Raw genomic sequence first — 23,935 nt, 5'->3', positions numbered from 1 at the left:
ATCCGTCAGGTCGAACCGCGCCATCCAGAACCCTCCCTCGCCAGAGGGTTAACGACGGCACGCCTCACCCGTGCCCACCGTTATGGGTTCGCGACCTAGGGCGGCGCGCGAGCCCGCTCGGACTGCTGAACCGGATTGATCCGGTCTCATACGATGTCCGGGTGATCCCTTCGGAATGGCGGATGTCGCCTTCGCTCAGGCGCCGCGCGGGCTTGCTGAGACCGCGTCCGGTCCGATCAACCGGACGCGGTCTCAGGTTGATCATCGAGGATCCCTTCTCCCCGCCCGGTGGGGAGAGGGGGACGCCCTCCGCCGCCTCAGCGGGCGTTCGCCTCGCTCGATGCGATCGCGTCGAGCAGGCTGAGATAGAAGGCCACGGGGCGTTCGGCGCGGGCCTCGAGGGCGCTGACCTCGGTGGCGTGGGTGATGTCGAGGGTCGGCGAGCGTGCGAGATTCGTCGCCAGCGGGACCTTGATCTCGGGATGGGCCGCGAGGATGCCGGCGAAGGCGGCGCGGGTGAGCTCGAACACGAGGCTCTGCGTGACCGCGCCGATCGGGGCCGGATGCGGCAGGTCGGACAGGAAGGCGCGGCGTCCGAAGGCCTGGGTCGCGACGTAGCGCTCCTCGACGAAGCCGGGTCGGTCGGGCCGCGCGCGGAGCCGCTTCATCAGGCCCTCGCCGACGATGAAGAGCGAGGAGCGCACCGCGCCCGCCGCGATGAGCGCGGCGCCCGCCTGGACCTTCTGCTCGATCAGCGCCTCGGCGATCCGGGCCTGGACGTCCGGCGGCAGGCCGCGGAACAGCTCGCATTGCTGCACGAGCACGCGCCGGTCGACGGTGCGGTCCGCGACGCGGATCCGGCGCTCGGCGGTGACGACCTCCTGCTTCGGATAGGAGACGCCGATCCCGGCATCGCGCAGATGCGCCAGGATGCTCTTGATGACCGCGTGATCGGAGGACAGGCCCAGGTCGTGGTTCGCGATCACGTAGCGGATCGCGTAGACCACGCCGTCCCGATCGAGCCGGATGGCGTGGACCCGCGGCGCATCGACGAGCGAGATCCCCGCGGCCCCGATCACCCCGGCGAGCAGGATCCGCTCCGCGCTTTCCGCCGTGACGTCGTAGTCCAGGCAGATCTCGATGACGCGCTGCTCGCTCTTGTCCGGCCGATCGAAATTCGTGATCGATGCCGTGCCGAGGGCGATGTTCGGAATCGTGACGAGGCGGCGCGCCTTGGTCAGGATCGTGGTGCTGCGCCAGGTCGACTGCACCACGGTCCCGTCGACCTCGCCGATCTTGACGCGGTCGCCCACCATGAAGGCGTTCTCGACGTTCAGGGCGGCGCCGTTGAAGACGGCGAGGATGACGTCCTTGAGCGCGAGGCCGACGATCGCGAGGCTCAGGCCACCCGCCGCGACGACGGCTCCGATGTCCCAGCCGTACACGCCCGTCATGATGATGGCGGCGCCGACGACGAGGACGAAGAGGCTCGCCACGTCGCCGATGAGATGCGGCAGGGCCTTGCCGGCCCGGCGCTCCAGCAGCCCGTGGATCAGGTCACGCCGGACGAAGCGCGCGGCCAGGAGGGCCGCGAGGCCCAGCAGGAGCGCCATCTCCCCGCGCCGGACCGCCTCGAAGCTGATGCCGGTGAGAAAGGTGAAGGGACGCGCGAACAAGTCCTCGAGGAGCAGCAGCCCCGAGACGGCCAGGAAGGACAGGATCAGGGCCAGCGGCAGCTGCGGGACGGGGCGGTCGCGCATCAGGCCGCCTTCAGGCTGAAGTGGAACCCGACCCGGTTCGGCTCGCCCTCGAGGATGGAGAGGGAGCCGTTGAAATGCTCGAGGGTGAGCCGGGCCAGGATCAGCGAGCTGCCCGCCCCCTCCTCCGTCGCCGCGCCGAACGCCACCAGCTCGTCGAGGCTCGGCAGGGCGCCCTTCCAGGCGCCCGATCCGGCGACGCGGCCGACGATCATGCCGTCCTCGGCCTTCAGCGCGACGACGATGGATGGCGCGTCCGAGCGCCGCTGCAGCATGAGGATCGTGGTTCGCAGCGCCGCGCGCAGGAGCGAAGCGTTGCAGCGGGCCGGGGGCAGGCCCGCCGGCACGCTGAGCTGGACCGCGGGCGCTCCGCCGGCCTCGGCGGCGATGCCGGAGGCCAGCGCCGCCACGTCGACGGGCTCGGCCTCGGCGCGCTTCAGGCGGTCGCGCATCAGGAGCATCGTCGACTGGTCTTCCACCGCCGTGTTGAGGCGGCGGACCTCGTTCGCGGCGAAGGCGAGGGCCGGCCCTGCGGTCTCGGAGCCGCCGCGCATCGCCGTGTCGATGGCGCCCTGCACGGCGGTGAGCGGATCGCGGATCAGCAGGATCAGCTCGGTCAGAAGGCCGAGCTTCCAGGCGTTGAGGTCGTGCAGCGACTGGCGGATCTGGTCGTAGGCCCGGGCCTTGCTGCGCACCTCCTGGAGACGCCCGGAGAAGCTGCGCTCCAGGCGGGCGCGCAGGGCGCGGAACTGGAACAGCCCGACCAGGACGATCGCCAGCAGGATTCCCGTCCCCGTCGCGGTGTAGAGGACGATCCGATTGCGGGCCTGGGCGAGGGCATCGGTGAGGTCCTCCGCCACGGTGATGTGGATCACCGGCTGGCGGCTCACGTCGAGGATCGGGACCGTCTGCACGAAGACCTCGCGGCCGTCGCCGCGCGTCGCCACGGGGGCTGTCTCGGCCGGGTTGAAGGGCACGGCGGCGAGCAGGTCCCGGGCCTCTGGCCGGGAGAAGCGCATGTAGAGCACCTCGCCCTTGATCAGGTCGGAGGTGCCGCGCGGCCGGTCGAGGGTCTCGGCCGTCCGGCGATCGAGCGCGAAGCCGAAATCGAGGCCGGTCGCCTGAGCCGCGATCTGCAGGGCGTCCCAGGGCGAGCTGCCGAGCTCCAGATTCCCGACGAAGGCGTCGCCGGAAACGACCGGCGCGATCACGCGCAGTTCCGGGCCGATGCGGCCGATCTCCAGGCCGGCGACGGGCACGCGCGACTTCATGACGGCGGCGACCATCGCGCGATCGGCCAAGCTGTCGCCGAACAGGTCGGGACGATGGGCCCGGAAGAAGTTGACGTCGGCGGTCACCTGGAAGCCGAGGATGGTGACGCCGAAGCGGGGCTTCAGCACCTGCTCGAAGAGCGGCACCGCACGGCGCGCCAGCTCCGCCCGGTCGCGCTGGGTGAGGGCCGCGACGATCAGCGTGTCGCGCGCGATGATCTCCGCACCGAGGCGCAGCGCCTGGAGGCGCGACTCGGAGGCCTCGCGATAGACCGTCTCAAAGCGCGAGGCCCGCGTCTGCGAATCGCTGACGAGGGCGTGGCGCGCGCCGGCATACTGGCTGACGCCGGCAAGCGTCCCCGCCGCGATGATGAATGCCGCGACGACGAGGGCGAGGATGATCTGCCGCGCGTCCAGCGCCCCGCGTGCCTCGAGCCCGCCCTCGGGCATCGCCGCGAACGGCACCGTCATATCTGCCCTGATCATGTGATCGCGACGTGCTCGCTGAGCCGCGGAGCCGCGTCGGGTCGTACACCGCCTCCTGGCTCAAGCGGTGTCACGCGCCTCGGCATTGCGCTGCGGGAGGTCGGGACAGGCTCGGACCGGCGCCTGCGACGCCGGTCGAAACCCGAATTTCCTCCTGACACCACAGCGCCGCCGCGGGCTGTAACGCATTCGCAACACGACGGAACTTGCGCCTTGGGACGCCCGGTTATCCAGAACTCGGACGAGACCCTATAGCCAAGACTCGCGGCCCTTCACGTGGACCTCCAAGGGTCGGAGACGAGAGCATTTTTTGCGATCCAGGGATCATGGACAATGCTCTCGGAGCGACTGCGCGTCAGCGAACCCCGCCGCTGGCATTGATCTCCTCGCCGGTCACCCAGCGGGCATCGTCGGATGCGAGGAAGGCGACCACCCCGGCGATGTCGTCCGGCCGGCCGGCCCGGCCGAGCGGCGTCTGGGCGACGAAGCCGGCCTCCATCTCCGAGCCGGCGATGCCGGCCGTATGCGTGCCCTCGGTCACCACGAAGCCCGGGCTGACCACGTTGACCCGGATCTTGCGCGGGGCGAGCTCGTTGGCGAGGACGCCCGAGATCGCGTTCAGCGCGCCCTTGGTGCCGCTATAGACCGCCGAGGTCGCCGGATACACGTCGGTCACCACCGACGAGATGTTGACGATGCTGCCGCCCTCTCCGAGATGCTTGGCCGCCGCCTGGGTCGCCAGCAGGACGCCCAGTACGTTGACGTCGAAGAGGCGGCGATAATGCTCCTCGGTCACCTCCTCGATCGGCGAGAACTCGTAGACGCCCGAATTGTTGACCAGAACGTCGAGCCGGCCGAATTGCTTCACCGCCGCCTCGATCAGCCCGTGAGCCTGCTCGGCCTTCGAGACGTCGCCCTGGACCGCGACGGCCTTGCCACCGGCCGCCGTGATGGCCTCGACCACGGCATCCGCGCCCGTCTTGCTCGACGCGTAGTTGACCACGACGGACGCGCCATCCTTCGCCAGCGCCTTGGCGATCGCGGCGCCGATGCCCTTCGACGCGCCGGTCACCACGGCGACCTTGCCATCAAGCTTTGCCATGTGTGCTAACCTTCGACATGGGCCGGCTCCGGGATGGCAGCCCTGGTCCCATAGTTCGGGATTTCGGAACTAACGGAGCACGGATCAAGCCCCCATATGGAAAAATCATGAGGCCGCTGTTCCATCCCGCGATCGAGGACGTCCAGCCGGCAGCGATCCTCCACGCGCTGTCCGACCCCGCCCGTGCCGCGATCTTCGCCAGGATCGCGAGCGCGGGCTGCGTGCAGGCCTGCTCGGCCCTGTCCGCGGTGGGGGATCGGGTCATTCCGAAATCGTCGCTGTCCAGCCACTTCAAGGTCCTGCGCGAGGCCGGGCTGATCCGTTGCGAGCGGCACGGCGTGGAGATGCGGAACCATTCCCGCTGCGCCGAGGTGGATGCACGCTTTCCGGGCCTGCTGGCCGCGATCATGAACGCCTACGCCACGGATGGCGATGGCCTGCGCGGATCCCGGCGCCCGCCGGAGGCGTGATCGGCGCGCCTCCGGCCGAGCGCCGCCCGTTCACCCCCTGCGGCCGGGCCAGGCCGGGAGCTGGTCCCGGCGCAGCCAAGCGAGCAGCGCGCAGAGGAGGAGGAGCACGGCGGCCGGGGCGCCGGGCGTGGGCAGCACGAGGAGATGGGCCAGCACCGCGCCGGCCATGGTGCAGCCCAGCCAGAGGGCGGCGAAGGCGGCGTAGCCGGGGACCAGCAGCGCGAGGGCGCCCGCGACCTCGACCAGCCCGGTCACGATGCGGAACCACTGGCCGAGGCCGATCAGGTCGTAGACCTGCACCATCATCGGTGCGCCGGCGAGCTTCGCGCCTCCGGCGGCGAGAAACACGAGCGCGAGCAGGATCTGCAGCGACCACGCGAACAGGCTGCGGCCGCGTGAGGGCGGCACCGGACTGGCGAAGGTGTGAGGCATGGCGAGGCCCTGGATCAGGCTGCGAGTTGCTGGACGGCGGCGCGGGCGGCGGTGAGCGCCCGGGCCTTGGCATGGTCGCCGGCCGACAGGCCCTCCGCCAGGACGAATTCGGGCTCGGTGATGCCCAGGAAGGCGAACATCGTCCGCAGGTAGCTCTCGGTGTGCTCCGCCGAGACGGCGCCGCTCTCCGGTCCGAAGACGCCGCCGCGGGCCACCGCGACGATCACGCGCTTGCCGCCGGCCAGGCCCTCGGGCCCGTTCGCGCCGTATCGGAAGGTCTTGCCTGGCACCGCGATGCGGTCGAGCCAGGCCTTCAGCTGCGACGGGATAGTGAAATTGTACATGGGCGCGCCGACCACCACGATGTCGGCGGCAAGGAATTCCTCCAGCATCCGGTCGCTCGCCGAGCGGGCAGCCTGCGCCGCTTCGTCGAGAGGTCCCGCCATGGCGGAGGCGGGATGGGCGCTGGGCAGGGTCGCGGGCGTGAGGTGGGGCAGGCTCTCGGCAGCGAGATCACGATAGGCGATCTCGGCCGACGCGTCCCGGGTGAGCCTCTGGACGATGAGGGCGGTCAGCTCGCGCGAGACCGAACCGGGCCCGAGGATGCTGGCGTCGACGTGAAGGAGTTTCATAATGGAACCCGGTTCCTCTTTGTGACCGGGTTATGATATGAGCTTGCTCATGAGCCGCAAGACGGCACAAGAATGATACCGAGGTCACATGGAAGTAACCGCCCCGGCCCCGTGTCGGCCTTCCGCCTGCCTAAAGGTTTCGCAGGTGCTCTCGCGCATCGGGGACAAGTGGAGCGTGCTCGTCATCATGCGCCTGCGTGAGCGGTCATGCCGGTTCAGCGAATTGAAGCGAGAGGTCGACGGCATCTCGCAGCGGATGCTGACGCTGACCCTGCGCAACCTCGAACGCGACGGGCTGGTGAGCCGGACGGTCACGCCGTCGATCCCGCCGCGGGTCGATTACGAACTCACCGCGCTCGGCCACTCGCTCGCCGAGCCGGTCCAGGCGCTCGGAGCCTGGGCCTTCCAGAACATGGCGCAGATCGAGGCCGCACAGGCGCATTACGATGGCGGGGAGCGACGGCCCTGACGCCCGCCAGCCCTTTTCGAGGCGCTCAGGCAGGCCGCCGCTCCCGCCGCCACGCGCTCGGCGTCGTGCCCGTCCAGCGCCGGAAGGCGTGAGAGAAGGCGGAGGGCTCCGAGAATTCCAGGGTCATCGAGATCTGCGCGAGGCTCAGATCGGTGTCGACCAGCAATTGCTTGGCGACGGCGAGCCGAGTCTCGCTCGCCAACAGCCGGAAGGACGTGCCCTCGGCCTTCAGGCGGCGGCTCAGGGTACGCCGGTGGATGGCCATGGCCCGGGCGACCTGTTCGGCGCTCAGTTGCTGGTCGGCCATCGTCACGCGCAGGCGCCGACGCAGATCGTCCGTCACGTCCGATAGAATGGAGGCCTCGATCTGCCGGAGGCGCCGCTCGACGATGTGCCGCGTGAGCGGGTTCACGTCGCGGATCGGCTGCCTGAGCAGGCGCGTCGGGAATACCAGCGCCGCGATCTCCTGCTCGAAGCGCACCGGCGCCTGGAAGAAGCAGGCATAGGGCTGCCGGTCGGCGGGCTGCCGACGCGGCAACAGGACCTCCTCGGGCGCCCAGTCGGCATCGCCGAGATCCCGCAGGATGCAAGTGATGGCCGCGATGGCCCGCTCGCAATGCAGGCCGATGCCCTCGATGTCGGGCTGATAGGGCGCGTAGGAGACGATGGCCAAGGCGCCATTGGTCGCAAGCCCGATGATGGCGCCGCGGTTGAGCAGGCCGTGATGCGCTTCGAGCGCCCGGAGCGCGTCGCCGACCGTCTCCGAGTTCCGCATGAGGACGCCCAGGAGGCCGAACGCGGCGAGGGTCGTGCGCTGGCCGACCAGGAGGGCGAAATGCGGGCATTGGGTCCGTTCGGCGCAGAGGGCGGTCAGCCGGCCGAGGGAGGCGAACGAGATCGCATCCGTGGCCTCGTGCGGATGCGAAGATATGCCGGCGCGATCGAAGAGTTCGTCCGGCTCGATGTCGAGGTCGATGAGAAGGTCGCGGATCGCATGCAGGGCGGCGCCGTGCACGCGATCGACGCTCGCACGAGCGATCCCGTCGGCGTCATGCCGAACCGGATCAGGGCGCGTCCTTCGGACATCGCCGGATCGAGCAGAGGTGGGCAAGCAGCTTCCTCCAGCGTATCCGATTCGTAGCTCGAAGCACCCGGCCAGCGACTGTCTTGCGATCGGCAGATGATGCCGGCCACTTTGCCCCGGAGGCAGAATTGTCGAGGCGGCCGACTCGTTTCATCCCGCGATCTTCGGCGTCGGACTTGGCAAAGGATACCTTGCCATCGAATTTCGCAATTGATTTCGATCAACGGCCCAAGGCGTCCGGACACGGCGGAAACCGTGACGAGTCTCTGCGTCGCGCATGGACATCACCATGTCGCCCGAGCCGCATCGATGCACGCATCGGCCATGGCGTCGAGATTGGCTTGTATTCAAATACTCCAAATCAAATCGCACGGGCGCGCGACTTATCGGATTCTTAGTTTTCTCATTTTCTGATTACCGATATCTTGCGATTCAGTTGAAACTTCATAAGACAGGGGTTAGACCAAATGGAGACAGTAATGGCGCGGATCGGATGCCTACGGCTCCGTGGACACGCGATGCAGGAGCCACATCAGCGCGAACCCGCAGGCCAGGGAGAGGGCGAGCTGTCCCCCGGGCGTCAGGTCGTCGATCGGTGCGAACAGGAAGATCGAGGCGGCAGCAACGGTGCCGATCGCGAGCACCCGGTCCCTCAGCCAAAGCTTGATGGTCATAGGCTCGGCTGCGGCTAACGGAAGCCGGCCTTGAGAGCGAGCCGCTGGCCCAGCGTCTGCAATTGCGTCGATCTGATCTGCAGCTGATCGCCGAGGGCGGCGGACAGCTTGCCGTCGAGCACGAGCCGATCAACTCCGAGCAGGCAGCCGCCCACGATGAGGACCTGCACGGCAATGAGCAGAAGAGGCAGACCCCTCCTCGTCTTGCCGGACCGGCCGGACGTCTCGGCCTGGACGGGTCGCGACGCGCCCAGCAATACGCCGCGTACATTGAGCAGCCGCGCCGCTGCCCGGTTATGCAGGGCGAGATTGCCGAGGTCGGTTTTCTCGCCGTGCGCCATGGCAGACCGGTCCGTCCCAGAGATTCCGGAACACTAGCGGGCGCCGGTTAATCGATTGCCCGTAGCAGTTGAATTGAAGATCGCTTGCTCGCAAGGGATGAAATACGGACGATACGATCAACCTCAGCGACAGATCCGAGCACGATGCTCCCGCGTTTCAGCGGATGCGTGACTCACCTCAGGTGGGATCTGCCTGACACCGCGAAGCGGGTGCCGCTCACATTGATAGCCTCAATAATTGCTATCAATCATATCTGTTTGAACGATGACGTGGCGCCGCACAAATAACCCTCACGAAACGGGGCACGTCCCCTGAAACGTGAGAGGAATCAACATCATGTCCGTCCGTACCGTCATTCTCGCGGCTCTCGCCTCCACCGTCCTGATCTCCGGGGCGATGGCCGAGGATCGCATCAACCTCACGCCGCCGCTCTTTCGTGAGCAGGCTCGTACCACCGCGACCGTGCGCCCGATCTCCGAGATGGCCACCACGCCGCGTCTGGTGCCGGCCGCCCCCGCCGATCCGCGTATCCTCGCCGAGGCGGCGGCTCGCTAGGGCGCTCTCCGCCGAAGCGGTCGTCGCTTCGGCGGAGGACTATGGGTCACAATGTGAGCCGTGCCTGATCGCAACGCGATCGGGTGCGGCTCTCGGCAAGCCCGTCGCCTCCACCTCGCTCGCTCCTGCCCGCGAAGGCCCGGGCATCCGCAGTTGAGGTGCGTTCCGGGTCAGCGCAGAATGCCCGGCGCGATCGAGCGGAGGCGACCGATGTACGAATGGGTCCACAAGCTCCGTATCTGGCTCTGGCAGCGTCAGGCGAGGATGCTGGAGCGCTCCTGCCGGCCGAGCGGCACGAGCGAGGGCGATTGGATCGGAGCCAATGTCGCCGCCTCGGCTGCCAGTTCGGGCACGGGGGCCGGCATGCATGCGGGATGGCACGGCAACCTGCCGACCTGCGACACGGACTCGTCCACCTGCGGAAGCGGCAACTGAGTTCCGTCTCCGTCCGCCCGACGGTCGGAACGCCTTCGAGCGCTCTCCGGGATGGACATCTTCGATCCCAGGCGAGCGCGCGATCGAGAATCGAGAAGCCTGTCCGGCAGGAAGAGGCAGCTTTTTTCGCTGCACCATGCATTCCCGCCCGGTGTCCGGCATCATTGTGCAGTGCAAAAAATTTTGCGGACGTCAGAAGAAATTCTAGCCAGTCGCGTGGCGCATAGCTCGATGCTCAAAACTGGCGAGCCATCACTTCGGGTCGGTGCAGTATATCGGCCGATACGGCTCTGAATGCATTATGGTGCGTTGCGCCATTCGCAGACCGCAGCGCACAAAAACGTGGTTCAATCAGCGCATCGATCGGGGCCCCACCCCATCACATCGGAGACGATCCATGCGCACCATCCAGCTTCTCGCCCTCGCCGCCCTCACCTCGGCCGCGACGCTCGGCACCGCGGTCGCGGACGACCGCCTCCACCTGACGCCGCCGCTCTATCGCGAGCATGCCCGCACCACCGCGGCGGTGCGCCCGGCCTCCGAGCTGACCACCACGCCGTCCCTGACCTCGCGGGCTCCGGCCGCTCAGCGCATCGTCGCCGAGGCCGTGTCCACGCGCTGAGACAGCGCCAACACGTCGAGCAAAGGAAGCCCCGGCCTTGCGGTCGGGGCTTCCTGCATTCTGGGCAGTGCCGAACGGTCTGCGCGATGCCGGCGCTCGGTCAAACCACCGCCGGCCGGGCTTGCTAAGCTTGAGCCGCCAGCACGAGCACTCCGAAGCTGAGTGCGGTGGTGAGCAGCGCGGCTGTGAAAGACATGACACGAACCAACATGGCGATATCCATCGGTTGGTCGCGGTCTCTGACCTGATCAGGGGCCGTGACGGGGCCTGATTGGACATGGGTGCGGGCCCGGCCGCATGGCGTGCGCGCCGGCACCTGCCCCGGGTCTCGAGAGCCCTCCCCGCGTCACGGACCGCGCCTGAAGCTCCTCAAGGGCGCTGGGCAGCCTCCTGCACCAAGGCGAGCAGGCGATCCCGCTCGTCCGGATCGCCGACGCGGCAGAAGGCGCGGATCAATTCCAGACATTGGTGATGCGAAGGCTCGGAGCGGGGCGCGCGAGCGGATCCGGGTCTGTCTTCGGCCGCATGCGACAGATCGCGCAAGGCCGAGGTCGGTACCTCCAGCGTCGCGGCGATCCGCTCGAGCAGCAGGCCGGACCGTGAAACCGCGGCGCGGCGCGACCGATCGCGCGCGTCGCGGTCCGCGCGCTCATCCTCGTAGCGGAGATCGTCGAGAAAGGACGCTCTTGAACCCACTGGGGCCTCCTGTGGGTGCATCTGCACCGCGCCTCCATTTTGCATACAATCTTAGAACGCTTCTATGGTGGCGCACACGCAACAGTTGTATACAATCGATCGCGCGCGACTTGAGCCGGTTCCGGCAAATCGTTAACCCAAGTCAGAGTGTTCCTGTGAGTGGGCTGTCTGATGAAGGCCAAAATTCCTGACGGCCCAACATGTACCGGTGCATCATTTCAGCTCGCCCTCGATGCAACGGATGTGATCGGAAACTGGGAGTGGACTGCGGCCTCGGACCGGGCGCGCGTCGATCCTTTTGTGGCCCTCCTGTTCAACGTCGATCCGGACGAGGCCGAGCTTGGCCTGCCGCTCTCCGCTTTCATCGACAGCATCCATAGCGAGGACCGGCAGCGCATCCTCACCCTGATCCGGCAAAGCGCCCTGGAAGGCAGTTCCTATCTCGCCGAGTACCGGGTCGGCTCCGTCGACGGTCAAACGCGCTGGGTCCTGGCGCGCGGCCGCTTCACCTGCGATTCCGTTGGCCGGCCACTGAGCGGGCGCGGGATCCTGGTCGACATCACGCGCTTGCGGTTGAGCGAGGAGGCTTTCGATGAGGCGGACGCCGTCTTCGCCTCGCCGCTGGACCGGCTGGCCGAGCTCGCCATCGCCACCCGGCTCACGATCGACGAGATGAAGGACGACGAGCTCAAGCGTCTGGCGGACGCGCTGCTGCTCGGTGTCGGGCGCAGGATCGCCCAGCAACAGGTCCGCGACCGCCGCAGGGGCATGAACTAGACCGTCTCGGTCACAGGGTGCGCGCCAGAAGGTCGGCGCTGTCGATGTAATTGCGGTCTCCGCACTCGGCGATGAAGCGCTCGCGCCAGGCCCGGCTCTCGTCGTCCCGTTGTACGCGCAGATGGATGCGCTCCGATGCGATCCGGGGCCGCGGCGAGACGCCGAGCGCGTCGGCGACACAATCGACGGCGGCCTGGGGATCCTTCGCCAGATCCTCGTAGGCGATCGTCAGCGGTGCGATGCCGGTGCGGGCGAAGAACATGTCCCAGCGCGCGTTGCGCTGGCAGACCTGCCCGACATAGGTGCGGATCGCCTCGGCATCGTAGCGGATCTCTCCCTCAGCGGCCTCCGTCGAACGGAACTGCCTGGACTGGATCGACCGCACCCAGGAGATCGCCTGCCCCAGGACGTCGTCCCGACGGAGCCGCACGAAGGTCAGGTTCGGCAGAACCTCCGTGAGCTTCAGGTGCGGGGAGACGGTGTCGAACAGGCCCGGAAACAGCTTCAGGGCATAGATCCCGTTCGGCGTCGCGCCCATCGTCCGGATGCGGGCGATCTGCTGCATCGGGTCGTCGGGATAGGTCGGATCGTCGCGCTGGCGCCGCACGGCGCCGTTGAAGTACTCGCGCGGATGCCCGAGGGCGCCGGTGCTGCTCAGGACCTCGCAGAAATAGTTGCTGCCGGAGCGGGGCGCCCCGCACACGGCGTAGCCGCGCCCGGCCGGAGCCTGCGGTTCTGCGGCAATTCTGCGAGACATGAGGCGTGCGAGGAAGGTCATGGCGGTTGCCTCAGGCCGGATCCTGGAAGGGATCGATGTGGTTCGGATCGCCCCGTTCCGCCCGGAAGCGCTCGCACCACGCGGCGCTCGATCCATCGCGCTGCCGCTGGAAGGGTGAGCGGTCGAGATCGACCCGGATGCGCTCCACGATGCCGACGAAGGCCGCGACGCGCCCGACCTCGCGGTCGGGGTCCGCCAGGAAATCCTCGTAGGTCACGTCGAGGGCGGCCAGCCCGGTGCGGGCGAAGAACATGTCCCAGCGCGCGTTGCGCTGGCAGATCTGACGCAGTCGCAGGGCGATTGCGTCGGCATCGTAGGTGACCTCGCCCTTGCGCGGATCGGAGCTGCGGAACTGCTGGGTCTGGCTCGCCCGCACCCAGGAGACCGCCTGGCCGAGGATGTCCCCGCGCCGGAAACGGACGAAGCTCAGGTTCGGCAAGACCTCCGTCCAGCGCAGATGCGGCGCGACGAGGTCGTGCAGGCCCGGGAAGATCTTCAGGGCGTAGATCCCGTTCGGCGTCGCGCCCATCGTCAGGATGCGGGCGATCTGCTGGTGCGGATCGTCCGGATATTCGGGATCGTCGTAGCTGCGTCGTGCCGCACCGTTGAAATACTCGCGCGGTCGTCCGAGCGAGCCCGTGCTGCCGAGCAGGTCGCAGAACACGTTGCTGCCCGAGCGGGGCAGCGTGCAGACGGCATAGCCCCGCGTCGCGGGCTGCGCGGGGCTGGATGTCCGGAGTCGGAAGAGATGAGCGAACATGCGCACCGGTCTTGAGGCGCGCCCCGCCGGGGCCGGATCCGGCACGACGGGCGCGGGGCGTGAACGACATCGAGCCGCACCCGATCGGGTGCGGCTCCGGGAAGACGGGGCGGCTCTCGCCGCCCCGCCGGCCCTTGGTCAGAAGGCGTAGCGCAGGCCGCCGCGCACCGCCTGGATCGTGTCTGTCGAGGCGAGCTCCGCGTCGTAGCTGACGAAGCCCGTCAGCCCCGGCGCGAGCTCGGTGCCGAGGCCGGCCCCGACGAGGGCGCGGTCCCGGGCGAGCCGCCGTCCGCCGATCAGGAACGGCACGGTCGGGGCCAGCGAGAAGGTCTCGCTGATCGTGCGGCTCACATCGGCGAAGTCGTGCACATAGGCCGCCTTCACCCAGAAGGAGACCGGACGGGCGCCGAAGACGGTGGTGGCCGTCTCCAGGCGACCACCGACGAGGGCGCGCGCCGACAGGAAGCTCTTCGCCGCGACGGTGAGGTCGAACGGCCCGACGCCGGTCTCGCGCACCCGGTCCTGGTCGAAGGTGTTGACCTGGAAGCCGACGAAAGGAGCGACCAGGGCGCCCGGCGCCACGGTGACGCGATAGCCGAGCTCGCCCGCGGAGATGAACTGGTCGCCGCCGACCGTGCCGCGCGTGCCGCCCGGCTGCAGCTGGGGCAATCCGATGCTGCGCGTGACGCGGCCGTCGGCGCGCGCATAGCCCAGGGCCGCGTTGGCGTAGAGCGCCCCGTCGGTGAAGCCGCCATAGACGCCGACCTGCGCGTTGTCGGTATGGGCCCGCTCGCCGGTCCGGTTGAGGCTGACATCCACCGAGCCGTAGCCCGCCGCGATGCCGAGCACGGTGCCGACCTGCGGGTGGAAGTCGATGCCGGTGGCGAGCCCCGCCACGGTCTCGCTGCGGCCCGCCGCGTTGGCGGTGCCGTCGACGCTGCCGAACTGGCCGTAGCCGGTGGCCCAGAGGCCGTAGCCGCGGCTGGTCACGATCTGCTTCGGCTCCGGCACCGGCCCGCGATTCGGCAGGTCGGCGGCGTAGACTGCCGGCGGCAGGGTCATGCTCGTCGGCCCCGTCTCCTGGCCGGCCGCGTAGGCGCGGGCCATCAGCTGGCTGCCGAAGGCGCGGCCCGAGCGCAGCTGCGGGTCGGCGAGCGAGGCGTAGGCCTGGCCGGCGACGCGGTCGAGCAGCGCCGCGTTCGCGGCGTCGCTGCGGTTGTCGATCACCGCGAGCGCCGCATTGTTGCCGGCGAGCGCCGCGTCGAGGCCGCGGGCGGCGCTGCGCTGGTTCGCGGTCTGGCCCACCAGCGCGAAGCTCTGCTGGGTGAGCGTGAGGTAGGCGTTGTTGGCGTCCGTCGAGGCGGTGGCCGCGATCAGGGTCGGCAGCGGGCTCGTCGTCACCGCCGAGAAGCCGCCGCTGACGCCGCCGCCCGCGCTGACCACGGTGTAGCGCGTGCCGGGCACGAAGTAGGTCCCGGCGAGCTGGAGGCTCGCGGTGCCCGCGAGCTGAGCGGTGCCCGTCACCGCGAGGCGCGCGTTGCTGCCGTCCGTCGCGGCGGCCGTGACGAGGGTCGCGCCCGCTTGCTGGGTGTAGTTGCCCGCCACCGCCAGGGTGCCGTAGGGCGCATCCGCCGTGCCCGGCGCCACGGTGCCGGCATTGGCGAGACCCCCGACGATGCGGCCGGTGCCGCCGAGCCCGGCGCCGGCGGCCACCGTCGTGTTGGCGGTGAGCACCCCGTTCACCGTCAGGCCGCCGCCCGCCACCGTCGCGCCGCCCGAGAAGCTCTGGCCGGTGCCGGCCGCGAGCGTCCAGGCGCCGTCGGACTGGCGCAGGGTGGTGAAGCCGGTGACGTTGCTGGCGAGGGTGCCGCTGCCCGCGAGGTTGACGGCATTGGTGCCGCGGCCGGTCGCCGCGATGGCGCCGCCGATCACCGAGCCGGTGCCGAGATTGATCGTGTTGCGGCTGGCGGCCACGTCCGCGAAGGTGATCCCGCCCGTGATCGTGCCGGTATTGGTCAGGGTGTGGTTGCCCATGCCGTAGGCGATGGCACCGGCGATGCGGCCGGCATTGGTCGTGGTGCTGTTGCGACGGTTCGTCGTGGTGGCGTTCTGCGGGTCGGCGTCGGTGAAGCGCACGTCGCCGGTGATGATGCCGCCGGCCGCGTTGGTGAGCGTGGCGTTGCCGGCGCCGTAGACCACGATCGCCTGGCCGGCCGCGGGCCCAGTGATCGTGCCCTCGTTGAGGATGGTGAAGCTCTGCGCGCGGCCCTGGATCGCCCGCACGCCGGTGCCCGTGCCGGTGATGCGCCCGCCCGCCCGGTTGTTGATGGTGAGCGCCGCGACGTCGTCGTCCGAGTCGATGGCCGCGACCGCCGCCGTGCCGGTGCTGGTGGCCGCCCGCGTCGCCGAGACGAGGCCGGTATTGGTCACCGTCATCGAGGCGATGTTCTCGCCCGCATAGATGCCGCGGGAGATGCCGATGCCGTTCTCGGTCACGGCGATGGTGCCGTTGTTGACCACCTGGACGTTCTGGAAGTCGGCCCCGGTGGAGTTGGCGAGCACGCCGTAGACGCGAGTCGCCGCGTTGTTCGCACGGCCTGCCGCACCCGTGCCGGTGAGCGTGCCGTTGTTGACGACGGTGGTGTTCGAGCCGGAGAGGTTGACGGTCTTGTCCGTCAGCGTGTTGTTGACGACGAGCTGCGCGCCCGAACCCGTGACCTGGATCAGGCCGCCGACATTCTGGGTGGAGCCGGCCGCCAGCGTCAGCGTGCCGCCCGCGACCGTGAGGTTGCCCGACAGGGTCTGGGCCGAGCCGGCCGCCAGCGTCCAGGCGCCCGCGGTCTCGGTCAGGCTGGTGAAGCCGGTGAGCGTCCCGGTGAGCGTCCCGGTGCCGGAGAGGTTCAAAGCGTTGGTGCCGAGCCCGCGCGCGGTGATGTTGCCGCCGATGCTGGAGCCGGTGCCGAGATTGACCGTGTTGACGCTGCCGGCCACGTCCAGGAAGCTGATATTGCCGCTGATCCGGCCGGTATTGTTCACCGTCTGGCTGCCGCCGCCGAAGGCGACGTTGCCGTTGATCGTGCCGGCATTGTTGAGGGTGCCGGTGCGGCGCAGGTTGACCACGCTGGTGGCGGTCTGGAGATCTTGGTCGGTGTTGCGCACGTCGCCGTTGATGATGCCGGTCGCCGTGTTGTTGATCACGGTGTTGTAGGCCCGCACCGTCGTCGCGTCGCCGGCATTGCCCGCGTTGAGCGCGAAGGTGGCGATCGCGGCCTCGCCGGCTGTCGTGTTCCCGATCGTGCCGCTGTTGTTGATCTCGAACTGCGCCGCGCGCCCGTTGACCGCACGGGTATTCGTGCCGGTCGCGGTGATGCGGCCGCCGGTGCCGTTGTTCAGGACGAGACGGTCGGTGTCGTCGTCGGAATCGACGCCGGCCACGACGGAGGTCGTCGCGGTGGCGCCCGTCCCGCGGGTCGCCTGGATCAAGCCGGTATTGGTGATGGTGAACAGCGTGGTGTTCTCACCCGAATAGATGCCGCGGGCGATGCCGTTGCCGTTCTGCGTCACGCTGATCGTGCCGCTGTTGTTGACAGTCGTGCTCTCGTACTGCGACCCGTTCGGCGCGCTCGAATAGGCGCCGTAGACGCGGGTCGTGGTGTTTCCGACGGGCGCCGTCAGGGTGATGGTGCCGCTGTTGTTGAGGGTCGAGCGGTCGCCGGCGAGGTTGACGCCGAAATTGTCCCGGTTGAGCGGCGCCGTGTTGGCGATCGTCCCGGCATTGTTGACGATGCTGGTCCCGTTGACCCGGACGTTGGTGAAGCTCGGATTGGCGCCCGCGCTCGTCTGGGTGGACGCGACCGACGCGCCGCCCTGCACGTTCACCGTCAGGCCGTTGACGCCCGGCGGAGCGATGAAGGCGGCCGATGAGCCGGCGCAATTCACCGTCTGGCCGTTCGCCGGACTAGCCGGCGTGCAATCGGCCCTTGCACCTCCGAGCAACGCTGCCCAGGCGGGCACGCTCAACAATAGAGACCGACGCAGCTGCGACCCGATACGAGACACGGCTCCCCCCAAGGACACGAATTGTATGATGATTATGCCGCATCTGGAAAATGCGGCTCGAAGCCTTGTAATTGGGCAATTGTCCCGGCTCAACTTTCATCCCGCCACTGCTAAAGATTCACACAATGAATGGACATTATTGTGGCTTATATATCACGTATTTCACTGCCTTATGGAACTTAGATCGAATTAGGATCTTATTGATCCCGTATTTCAACTTGCCATGTGGCACATCGGGCCGGGAGATTCCGGCAATTCGGTCATCGGCCCGTCCTCGGGTCGGATGGAGAGCCCACCGGGCATCCAGACCGCCGGATTACGACCGGCCCTCGGCTCGATGCGCGACTCGGCCCTCGCCCCTGCTCGCAAGGCCTCAGCGCGGCCGTCCGATCCAGCGCAGAGGCGTCGTCAGGCGCCAGGAGAGCGAGTTCCGCATGCGCGCACGCGAGGCGAGCGCGGCGGCGAGGCGGATCTCCAGATCATGCGCCGTCGCCTGGGCCTGCGCCCGATCGCTGCCGAGGGCCGCCTCCGCGGCGCCGGCCCGCTGGTCCGAGTCCGCGCGCTCGGCATGGGCCCGTGCCAGCGCCGCCTCCGCGTCGCGGATCCGCGCCTCCAGCTCGGCGCGCTCGGAACCCGCCCGCGACAGCCCCGCCTCCGCAATCTCCAGGGCAACCTCGCGGTCGGCGAGTCTGGCCCCGAGCGCGGCGATGCGGGCCTCGCCCGCGTCCACCGCCCGGACGTTCAGCGCGTCGAGCGCACCGGACAGGTGACGCAGGCGCAGATGATCCTCGGGCGTCCGGGCATGCGCGAAGAAGAGGTTCAGCGCGGCGTGTCCATACGCGACCCGCGGCACCCCGGCGGCCAGGGTGGCGACGCGCAGGGGGACGGAATCGGCCGGATCGAAGGCATCGGCCGCCTCGCCCCCGAAAACCTCGTCGAACAGGGCGTCGTCGAAGGCGGCGAAGCGGTGCAGGATCTGGATCGTCTCGAACGGGCTGCGCAGCCGCGCCTCCGGCCGTGCGCTCGTATTCCCGCCGTCGGGATGGATCCGGAAGGCCGTGAGCGCGTCCGGCAGCACGTGGATGGCGTGTCCCTGCGCCAGCATGCGGATCCACATGTCGAGATCCTGCAGGTTGGTGAGCCTCGGATCATAGGGCCCGGCCGCCTCGTAGGCCTCGCGGCGGATCATGGCGCTCGGGGCGCAGAGGCAGTTGCCGTCGTAGAAGAAGGCGCGCAGCCAGGTCCGGCGCGAGAAATCCGGCCAGCGCAGGGGAACGCCGAAATCGTTGAAGGGCGCGGTCGGCCTATCGGCCTCATCGACCGGCCGGGGCATGCCGAAAACCAGCGAAACCTGCGGGTTGGTCTCGAGAAACGCCACCTGCCGCTCCAGCCGTCCGGGCAGGGCCCAGTCGTCAGAGTTCAGGATCGCGAGGTAGCGCCCGCGTGCCCGGGCGACCGTGGCGTTCATCGCCGCCGAGATCCCGCGATTGCTCGGAAAGGCCTCCAGGTGCAGGCGCGGATCGTCGAAGCCGCGCAGGATCTCCAGGGTCCCGTCCGTCGAGCCGTCATCGGTCGCGACGATCTCGAAATCCTGGAACGACTGGCTCAGCACGCTCTCGATCGTCTGCCGGACATAGGCGGCGTGGTTGTAGGACTTGACCAGGACCGAGACGGTGGGCGCGGCCGCCGGCACCGCCGCGGGACGGCTCGGAGGGGCGCGGCGCACGATGTCCGGCCGCGCCGTCCACCAGAGCGGGCCGATGCAGGCTCGGTCCGGCTCGAAACCGGGCGCGGCGAGGTCTGTCGCCTCCCGATCCATCTCGTCCCAGAAGGCGCGCAGGCGCGCCTTCCCCCAGCGATAATGCTGGCCGTAATCGCGGGCGACGTCCGTGGTGCCGAGGCGCAGCGCCTGCTCCGCCTCGCGCGCCGCGTTCCGCTCGAAGCCGAGATGCTTGTAGTGCCAGAGCATCACCGCGTCGCGCATCGGCAGGCGCAGGTCGCCGACGGGCTCGGCGGCGTGCCGGCCGGGGCCGAAGCCGGTCTCGCGCACGGCATCGGGCCGAAAGATGCTGAGCTTGTTGAAGGCGATGCGCGGCCGGCCGCGGGTGATCCGCTCCACGAGGAGCCCGCGATCCTCGGGCATCACCGGATGGTTCATGTCGAAGCCGAGCGCCGGCAGGATGGTCGCGGCCCGCGTCTCCGGCGCGGCGAGGTACTCCGCCATGGATCGGCCGCGGACATGCAGGTGCTCGTCGATCGCCGTGACGACGATCCAGTCCGCCCGGCCGCGGCTCTCCTTCCAGGCCTCGTCCTGCATCGCCTTGTGGGAGAGGACGAAGGAATCCGGATCGACGCGGTCGAAGCGGCGCAGCTCCACCCTGGGATGGGCCCGCAGGATCTCGACCGAGCCGTCGGTCGAGCCGTCGTCGTAGACGACGTAGCGATCGACCCAGGGGTCGTAGTGGCGGAAGAAGAAGCCGAGCATGTCGGCCTCGTCCCAGCACACCGTGTAGAGATGGACGACCGGCTTGCTCACCCGACGGCGAGCCCCCTGTAGCCCCCGATCGCGCTGCGCACGATCCGCGCCGGGTTGCCCACGACGAGGCTCGCGGGCGGCACGTCGCGCGTGACCACCGCGCCGCCGCCGACCACGGCGTTGGCGCCGATCGTCAGTTCCGGCAGCACGGTGGCGCCGGCCCCGATCACGGCGCCGCGGCCGAGCGTGACGTGCCCCGCGATCACGACACCGGGGCCGATCGAGGCGAAATCGCCGATGCGGGCGTGATGCCCGAGGCTGGCACCGCGGTTCACGAACACGAAGGCCCCGATCTCCGAGGCGCTGCCGAGGCTGCAGCCGGCATTGACGTAGCTGCCCGCACCGATCGCGAGGCGCCGCGGCGCGGGAACGCTCGGGTCGATCAGGGTCCACGCATCCGAGAAGCCAGCCGCCCGGGCCTCGCCCAACGCGGCCTGCCGATGGGCGGGCGTGAACAGCGGGATCAGGAAGGGCAGGCCGCGCAATTGCGCGTCGACCGCCGCGAGATCGCGGACGGTCACGTCGTCCGGCAGGTGGCAGGGCCCGGGCCGGTTCCGGATGCCGGCGGCGACGGCGAGCCCGGCCCGGTGAAGGCTCTCCTCGACATCGACGATCACCGGCGAGCCGGTGCCGAACAGGATGATTCCGGTCATCGCAGGGTCGTGCAGAAGCGCCGCAAGGCGGCGGCCACCCGATCGACGGCCAAGGTGGCGACCTCGGGCTGGATCGGCAGGCTGAGGAGCGTCGCCGCGAGGCGATCCGTGACCGGCAGCGGTTCGGTCGCGCCCCACGCGAAGGCGGGGTGCCGGTGCAGGCCGGGCTCGTAATGCACAGCGCTGCCGATCCCGGCCTCGGCGAGGCAGCGCATCAGGCCGTCCCGGTCCGGATGGGTCACGGCGAACTGGTGATGGACCGCACCCTCGGCCTCCGGAGGCAGGCCGAGGCCGAGGCAATCCGCAAGCGCCACACGATATCGCGCCGCGAGCGCCCGGCGCTCGCGATTGCCGTCGTCGCAGAAGGGCAGGAGCGCCGACAGGATGGCCGCCTGGAGCGTATCGAGGCGGGCATTGAAGCCTGGCTCGCGGCTGATCCGCTCGGATCCGGCGAAGCCGTAATTCCGCAGGGACCGCAGCCGCTCCGCGAGGCGGGCATCGTTCGTCGTCACCGCACCGCCATCGCCGATGCAGCCGAGATTCTTGGTGGGATAGAAGGAGAAGGCCGCGGCGTGCCCGAAGCTGCCGAGGCGGCGCCCCACGAGCGTTGCGCCATGGGCCTGCGCACAATCCTCCACGATCGCGAGTCCGTGCCGGTCGGCGAGCGCAATCAGGGCCGGCATTTCGGCCGGATACCCGAACAGGTGGACCGGCATGATCGCGGCCGTGCGGACGGTCACGGCGTCGGCCGCGGCCGCAGGGTCGATGCAGCGGCTCCGAGGGTCGACATCCACGAAGCGGGGCGAGGCCCCGCATTGCAGCACCGCCTGGGCGGAGCCTGCGAAGCTCAGCGCCGGCAGGATGACCTCGTCGCCGGCCCCGACACCGAGGGCGCGGAGCGCCAGGGCTAGGGCCTCCGTGCCAGAGGAGACGCCGACCGCGTGCGCGCAGCCGGCATAGGACGCGAAAGCCGCCTCGAACGCCTCGACGGGGGCGCCGAGGATATAGGCGTCGCCGCCGAGGACGGCCGAGATCGCGGCGTCGATCTCACCCCGGAAACGGGCGATCCGCAGCTGCGGCGCAGCCTGCAGGATCATACGAAATCGTCCGCCATGAAGAGGTGTGGCTGCGGGTGGTCGAAATGCCTCGTGTCTCTGTAGCTCGCCGAAGCGCAGATCAGGAGAACCGTATTCGACTCGAATTCGCGCAGGTTGATGACGATGCCGGACTTGATCCAGAGCGCGCGATCGCGCGTGTCGAGATGCACGCTGCAGCATTCGCGGCCATTGTCGACTTCGACAAGGACCGAGCCGCTCAAGGGCATGATGAACTCGTCGCAGGAATTCGCATGCCCGCCTCGAGTGCGGTCCGGATCGTCGACCTTCAGAAAAAAGACCCGCCGCGGCGGAAAAGGAATATTGTCGAATTCATCAAATGCAGCGAGCTTGCCGCGATCGTCGACGTGGGTGCGGTAATTTAAAATCTCGACCCCTCTGATCAATTGCATGATATTTCTCAAGCAACGCGCTCCCCCTACATGACGATATATTCTCTGTCATCGCGATGCAATTCAGGAAATACTGGCACGGACGATTGCTTAATTATCCCGGCCAAAAGCAGGAGGTTGTGCCGGCAGGGCCGCCCGGCGGCCTTGAACCGCTGCCCATGCGCGGCGGCGATCGGCGCACATCCACCCGCAAGGTCGCGATACGGATCATGCCGCGTCATCAACAGCTATCGGGGACCGGCAGGGGAGCAGTCCATGCCCGCCGCACGCGCCGCGGGACCCCTCCGATCAGCGTCGAGGCGCAGACACGCGACAGTCTCCGGCCGCCGGCTTTCGGGACCGGAGCGATGACCTCGCTAAAGGGACCTTTGCGAACGATCCGATGCCTGTCGTCAGACCGTCCTCGATTGCGCCTCGAGCCTCGGGATCCTGTGCGTCGGCGACGGACGGCACGCGACGACAGGTCTCTTCCTTCTCTGAACGTGGAGGATGCGCGTGGCCGGCCCGCGAACGGGATCGCGGGCCGGTCGATCCGGCAAACCTGACGGTAAGATTACCGGATGGATCGCCTCGACGGGGGGGCCGTAAACAGCGAATCATGATGCGTCTGGATTTGCAGGACCGCCGAAGCGCGATGATCTCCTATCGGTTCTTCGGGGCCTTCCGACTGCTGCTCGCGATTCTCGTGCTCCTGCAGCATTTCATCGCCAATATCGGCCCGGTGGCGTGGATGCGCGCGGCGCACCCCTACGCGATCGGGGAAGTGGCCGTGCTGGCCTTCTTCGCGCTGTCGGGCTTCGTGATCTGCGAGGCGATCGACCGGTTCTACGGGCGACGGCCGGTCGCCTTCCTCCTCAACCGCCTCCTGCGCATCGTCCCGCATTTCGTCGTCGCGGTGCTGCTCAGCCTCGTCGTTCACGCCGTCTTCCTGAAGTTCGGCACGCTGCTCTACGGACGGGACAGCGGCGCGCTCCCGGACGGGGCCTTCTCGTTCGGCAACGTGGTGCTCAACCTGCTCAGCTTCCTGCCGGCGGTGGACCGCGGCATGAGCCACAACTTCCTCGAGATCGCCTGGACGATCCGCGTCGAGATGATGTTCTACGTGCTGGCGTGCCTCGCGATCGCGCTGCCCTCGCTCGGTCTCAGCCGGTATCGGCTGCTCGGCATCCGCGTGGACGTGGCGGCGACGGTCACCGTCTCCACGGCCCTGTTCGTCCTCGCTTTGGCGGGGCGCCTCCCCGCGATGTTCCTGTTCGTGCCGCACTTCGCGTTCGGCGTCGCGGCCTATCTCGCGCTCATGGAGCGTGCCGGCAGCGTCCTGCTCGGCGTCGCCGCGCTCGCCGGGATCACGCTGACGGCCGCTCACCGCGCCGCCGCGCAGGCCTCGCCGGAGGTCGCCGAGGCCTGGATGGCGCAGATCATCCTGCTCTTCGTGCTGCTGGCCGCGATGTGCATGGCGGCAACGATCCGAAGCCGCCGCTTCGCCGCCCTCGACCAGATGCTCGGGAGGCTCACCTTCCCGCTCTACCTCACGCACCAGAGCGTTCAGGTCACGGTGCTGTCGGTGGCGGGCGGCAACTCGGTCGTCTCCTTCGCCATCGCTGTCGCGCTGAGCCTCGCCACCGCCGTCGCCCTGTCCGCCCTCGTCGACCCGGCGGTGGATCGCCTGCGCGACACCGTGCGCGGCCGTCGCCTCAACAACGCGCCCGCGGAAAGCCCGGCGAACGCTTCTGTCGGCCGCTCCGCCGGCGCATCGGCTGCGTGATCGTACCGTAACGCGAGAGCCACCGCCGATCACGCTGCGATCGGCGGTGGCTTCAAACCGCTTGGGTTGATGC

23 protein-coding genes are annotated in these 23,935 nt (G+C 68.9%); 7 read left to right on the top strand and 16 right to left on the bottom strand.

Annotated elements, in window-relative coordinates:
* Positions 1 to 317: 317 nt before the first annotated feature.
* The 3 genes from MTDSW087_RS19290 to MTDSW087_RS19280 all read right to left on the bottom strand — a co-directional run bounded on the left by MTDSW087_RS19290 (position 318) and on the right by MTDSW087_RS19280 (position 4,616).
* Positions 318 to 1,760: a mechanosensitive ion channel family protein gene (locus tag MTDSW087_RS19290; RefSeq protein WP_144766530.1), complete on the bottom strand. Its 1,443-nt coding sequence runs from the start codon at positions 1,758 to 1,760 to the stop codon at positions 318 to 320.
* Positions 1,760 to 3,499 carry a cache domain-containing protein gene (locus MTDSW087_RS19285; protein WP_186383910.1) on the bottom strand — a complete coding sequence of 580 codons (1,740 nt, stop codon included), beginning with the start codon at positions 3,497 to 3,499 and terminating at the stop codon, positions 1,760 to 1,762. The genes MTDSW087_RS19290 and MTDSW087_RS19285 overlap by 1 nt, the downstream gene beginning before the upstream one ends.
* Positions 3,500 to 3,869: 370 nt before the next feature.
* Complete coding sequence (locus tag MTDSW087_RS19280) at positions 3,870 to 4,616, bottom strand: glucose 1-dehydrogenase (protein WP_144766528.1); 747 nt, start codon at positions 4,614 to 4,616, stop codon at positions 3,870 to 3,872.
* A gap of 107 nt (positions 4,617 to 4,723) precedes the next feature.
* Between MTDSW087_RS19280 and MTDSW087_RS19275 the strand changes: the two genes are divergently transcribed.
* Positions 4,724 to 5,086 (top strand): helix-turn-helix domain-containing protein, encoded by a 363-nt coding sequence (locus MTDSW087_RS19275; RefSeq protein WP_144766527.1) that lies wholly within the window; start codon positions 4,724 to 4,726, stop codon positions 5,084 to 5,086.
* A gap of 30 nt (positions 5,087 to 5,116) precedes the next feature.
* Here MTDSW087_RS19275 and MTDSW087_RS19270 read toward each other — a convergent pair whose 3' ends face one another.
* Both MTDSW087_RS19270 and MTDSW087_RS19265 read right to left on the bottom strand, forming a co-directional pair.
* On the bottom strand, positions 5,117 to 5,518 hold the full coding sequence (locus MTDSW087_RS19270; RefSeq protein WP_144766526.1) for a DoxX family protein: 402 nt from the start codon (positions 5,516 to 5,518) through the stop codon (positions 5,117 to 5,119).
* Positions 5,519 to 5,532: 14 nt separating this feature from the next.
* On the bottom strand, positions 5,533 to 6,150 hold the full coding sequence (locus MTDSW087_RS19265) for an FMN-dependent NADH-azoreductase (RefSeq protein ID WP_144766525.1): 618 nt from the start codon (positions 6,148 to 6,150) through the stop codon (positions 5,533 to 5,535).
* Between the two features lie 88 nt (positions 6,151 to 6,238).
* On the opposite strand from MTDSW087_RS19265, the gene MTDSW087_RS19260 reads away from it, so the two are divergent.
* On the top strand, positions 6,239 to 6,619 hold the full coding sequence (locus MTDSW087_RS19260; RefSeq protein ID WP_144766524.1) for a winged helix-turn-helix transcriptional regulator: 381 nt from the start codon (positions 6,239 to 6,241) through the stop codon (positions 6,617 to 6,619).
* Positions 6,620 to 6,644: 25 nt separating this feature from the next.
* Here MTDSW087_RS19260 and MTDSW087_RS19255 read toward each other — a convergent pair whose 3' ends face one another.
* The 3 genes from MTDSW087_RS19255 to MTDSW087_RS19250 form a co-directional block, all read right to left on the bottom strand.
* Positions 6,645 to 7,634, bottom strand: a complete 990-nt coding sequence (locus MTDSW087_RS19255) for an AraC family transcriptional regulator (protein ID WP_238178723.1) — start codon at positions 7,632 to 7,634, stop codon at positions 6,645 to 6,647.
* Between the two features lie 566 nt (positions 7,635 to 8,200).
* Positions 8,201 to 8,377 (bottom strand): hypothetical protein, encoded by a 177-nt coding sequence (locus MTDSW087_RS30270; RefSeq protein WP_186383909.1) that lies wholly within the window; start codon positions 8,375 to 8,377, stop codon positions 8,201 to 8,203.
* Positions 8,378 to 8,391: 14 nt separating this feature from the next.
* Complete coding sequence (locus MTDSW087_RS19250; protein WP_144766523.1) at positions 8,392 to 8,718, bottom strand: hypothetical protein; 327 nt, start codon at positions 8,716 to 8,718, stop codon at positions 8,392 to 8,394.
* A 337-nt stretch (positions 8,719 to 9,055) separates the two neighbouring features.
* On the opposite strand from MTDSW087_RS19250, the gene MTDSW087_RS19245 reads away from it, so the two are divergent.
* From MTDSW087_RS19245 to MTDSW087_RS19235, 3 genes are all read left to right on the top strand, one after another.
* Complete coding sequence (locus tag MTDSW087_RS19245) at positions 9,056 to 9,274, top strand: hypothetical protein (protein WP_186383908.1); 219 nt, start codon at positions 9,056 to 9,058, stop codon at positions 9,272 to 9,274.
* 210 nt (positions 9,275 to 9,484) lie between these two features.
* On the top strand, positions 9,485 to 9,709 hold the full coding sequence (locus tag MTDSW087_RS19240; RefSeq protein ID WP_186383907.1) for a hypothetical protein: 225 nt from the start codon (positions 9,485 to 9,487) through the stop codon (positions 9,707 to 9,709).
* A 397-nt stretch (positions 9,710 to 10,106) separates the two neighbouring features.
* The gene (locus MTDSW087_RS19235; protein ID WP_144766522.1) at positions 10,107 to 10,331 is read left to right on the top strand and encodes a hypothetical protein; all 225 of its coding nucleotides are present in this window, start codon (positions 10,107 to 10,109) and stop codon (positions 10,329 to 10,331) included.
* A gap of 369 nt (positions 10,332 to 10,700) precedes the next feature.
* On the opposite strand, the gene MTDSW087_RS19230 is transcribed toward MTDSW087_RS19235, so the two are convergent.
* Complete coding sequence (locus tag MTDSW087_RS19230; protein ID WP_144766521.1) at positions 10,701 to 11,054, bottom strand: hypothetical protein; 354 nt, start codon at positions 11,052 to 11,054, stop codon at positions 10,701 to 10,703.
* Positions 11,055 to 11,198: 144 nt separating this feature from the next.
* On the opposite strand from MTDSW087_RS19230, the gene MTDSW087_RS19225 reads away from it, so the two are divergent.
* The gene (locus MTDSW087_RS19225) at positions 11,199 to 11,804 is read left to right on the top strand and encodes a PAS domain-containing protein (protein WP_144766520.1); all 606 of its coding nucleotides are present in this window, start codon (positions 11,199 to 11,201) and stop codon (positions 11,802 to 11,804) included.
* A 10-nt stretch (positions 11,805 to 11,814) separates the two neighbouring features.
* Here the strand turns inward: MTDSW087_RS19225 and MTDSW087_RS19220 are convergent, their stop codons facing one another.
* The 7 genes from MTDSW087_RS19220 to MTDSW087_RS19190 all read right to left on the bottom strand — a co-directional run bounded on the left by MTDSW087_RS19220 (position 11,815) and on the right by MTDSW087_RS19190 (position 22,097).
* Positions 11,815 to 12,582, bottom strand: coding sequence for a Stf0 family sulfotransferase (locus tag MTDSW087_RS19220; protein WP_186383906.1), 768 nt, complete (start codon positions 12,580 to 12,582; stop codon positions 11,815 to 11,817).
* A gap of 10 nt (positions 12,583 to 12,592) precedes the next feature.
* A complete protein-coding gene (locus MTDSW087_RS19215) occupies positions 12,593 to 13,342 on the bottom strand; it encodes a Stf0 family sulfotransferase (protein WP_144766518.1) in 750 nt (249 codons plus the stop codon).
* 138 nt (positions 13,343 to 13,480) lie between these two features.
* Positions 13,481 to 17,281 carry an autotransporter domain-containing protein gene (locus tag MTDSW087_RS19210; protein ID WP_144766517.1) on the bottom strand — a complete coding sequence of 1,267 codons (3,801 nt, stop codon included), beginning with the start codon at positions 17,279 to 17,281 and terminating at the stop codon, positions 13,481 to 13,483.
* Positions 17,282 to 17,774: 493 nt separating this feature from the next.
* Entirely contained in the window at positions 17,775 to 19,937 is a 2,163-nt protein-coding gene (locus tag MTDSW087_RS19205) for a glycosyltransferase family 2 protein (RefSeq protein ID WP_144766516.1), read from the bottom strand.
* The gene (locus tag MTDSW087_RS19200; protein WP_144766515.1) at positions 19,934 to 20,590 is read right to left on the bottom strand and encodes an LbetaH domain-containing protein; all 657 of its coding nucleotides are present in this window, start codon (positions 20,588 to 20,590) and stop codon (positions 19,934 to 19,936) included. Before MTDSW087_RS19200 ends, MTDSW087_RS19205 begins: the two co-directional genes overlap by 4 nt.
* Positions 20,587 to 21,687 carry a DegT/DnrJ/EryC1/StrS family aminotransferase gene (locus tag MTDSW087_RS19195; RefSeq protein WP_144766514.1) on the bottom strand — a complete coding sequence of 367 codons (1,101 nt, stop codon included), beginning with the start codon at positions 21,685 to 21,687 and terminating at the stop codon, positions 20,587 to 20,589. The genes MTDSW087_RS19200 and MTDSW087_RS19195 overlap by 4 nt, the downstream gene beginning before the upstream one ends.
* Entirely contained in the window at positions 21,684 to 22,097 is a 414-nt protein-coding gene (locus MTDSW087_RS19190) for a sugar 3,4-ketoisomerase (RefSeq protein WP_144766513.1), read from the bottom strand. The genes MTDSW087_RS19195 and MTDSW087_RS19190 overlap by 4 nt, the downstream gene beginning before the upstream one ends.
* A 634-nt stretch (positions 22,098 to 22,731) precedes the next feature.
* Between MTDSW087_RS19190 and MTDSW087_RS19185 the strand changes: the two genes are divergently transcribed.
* Complete coding sequence (locus tag MTDSW087_RS19185) at positions 22,732 to 23,862, top strand: acyltransferase family protein (protein WP_144766512.1); 1,131 nt, start codon at positions 22,732 to 22,734, stop codon at positions 23,860 to 23,862.
* Positions 23,863 to 23,935: the final 73 nt, after the last annotated feature.

It is taken from the genome of Methylobacterium dankookense (genome assembly GCF_902141855.1).
In the GTDB taxonomy this organism is placed as follows: Bacteria; Pseudomonadota; Alphaproteobacteria; order Rhizobiales; family Beijerinckiaceae; genus Methylobacterium; species Methylobacterium dankookense.
This window is presented reverse-complemented; position numbering and strand designations above follow the sequence as displayed.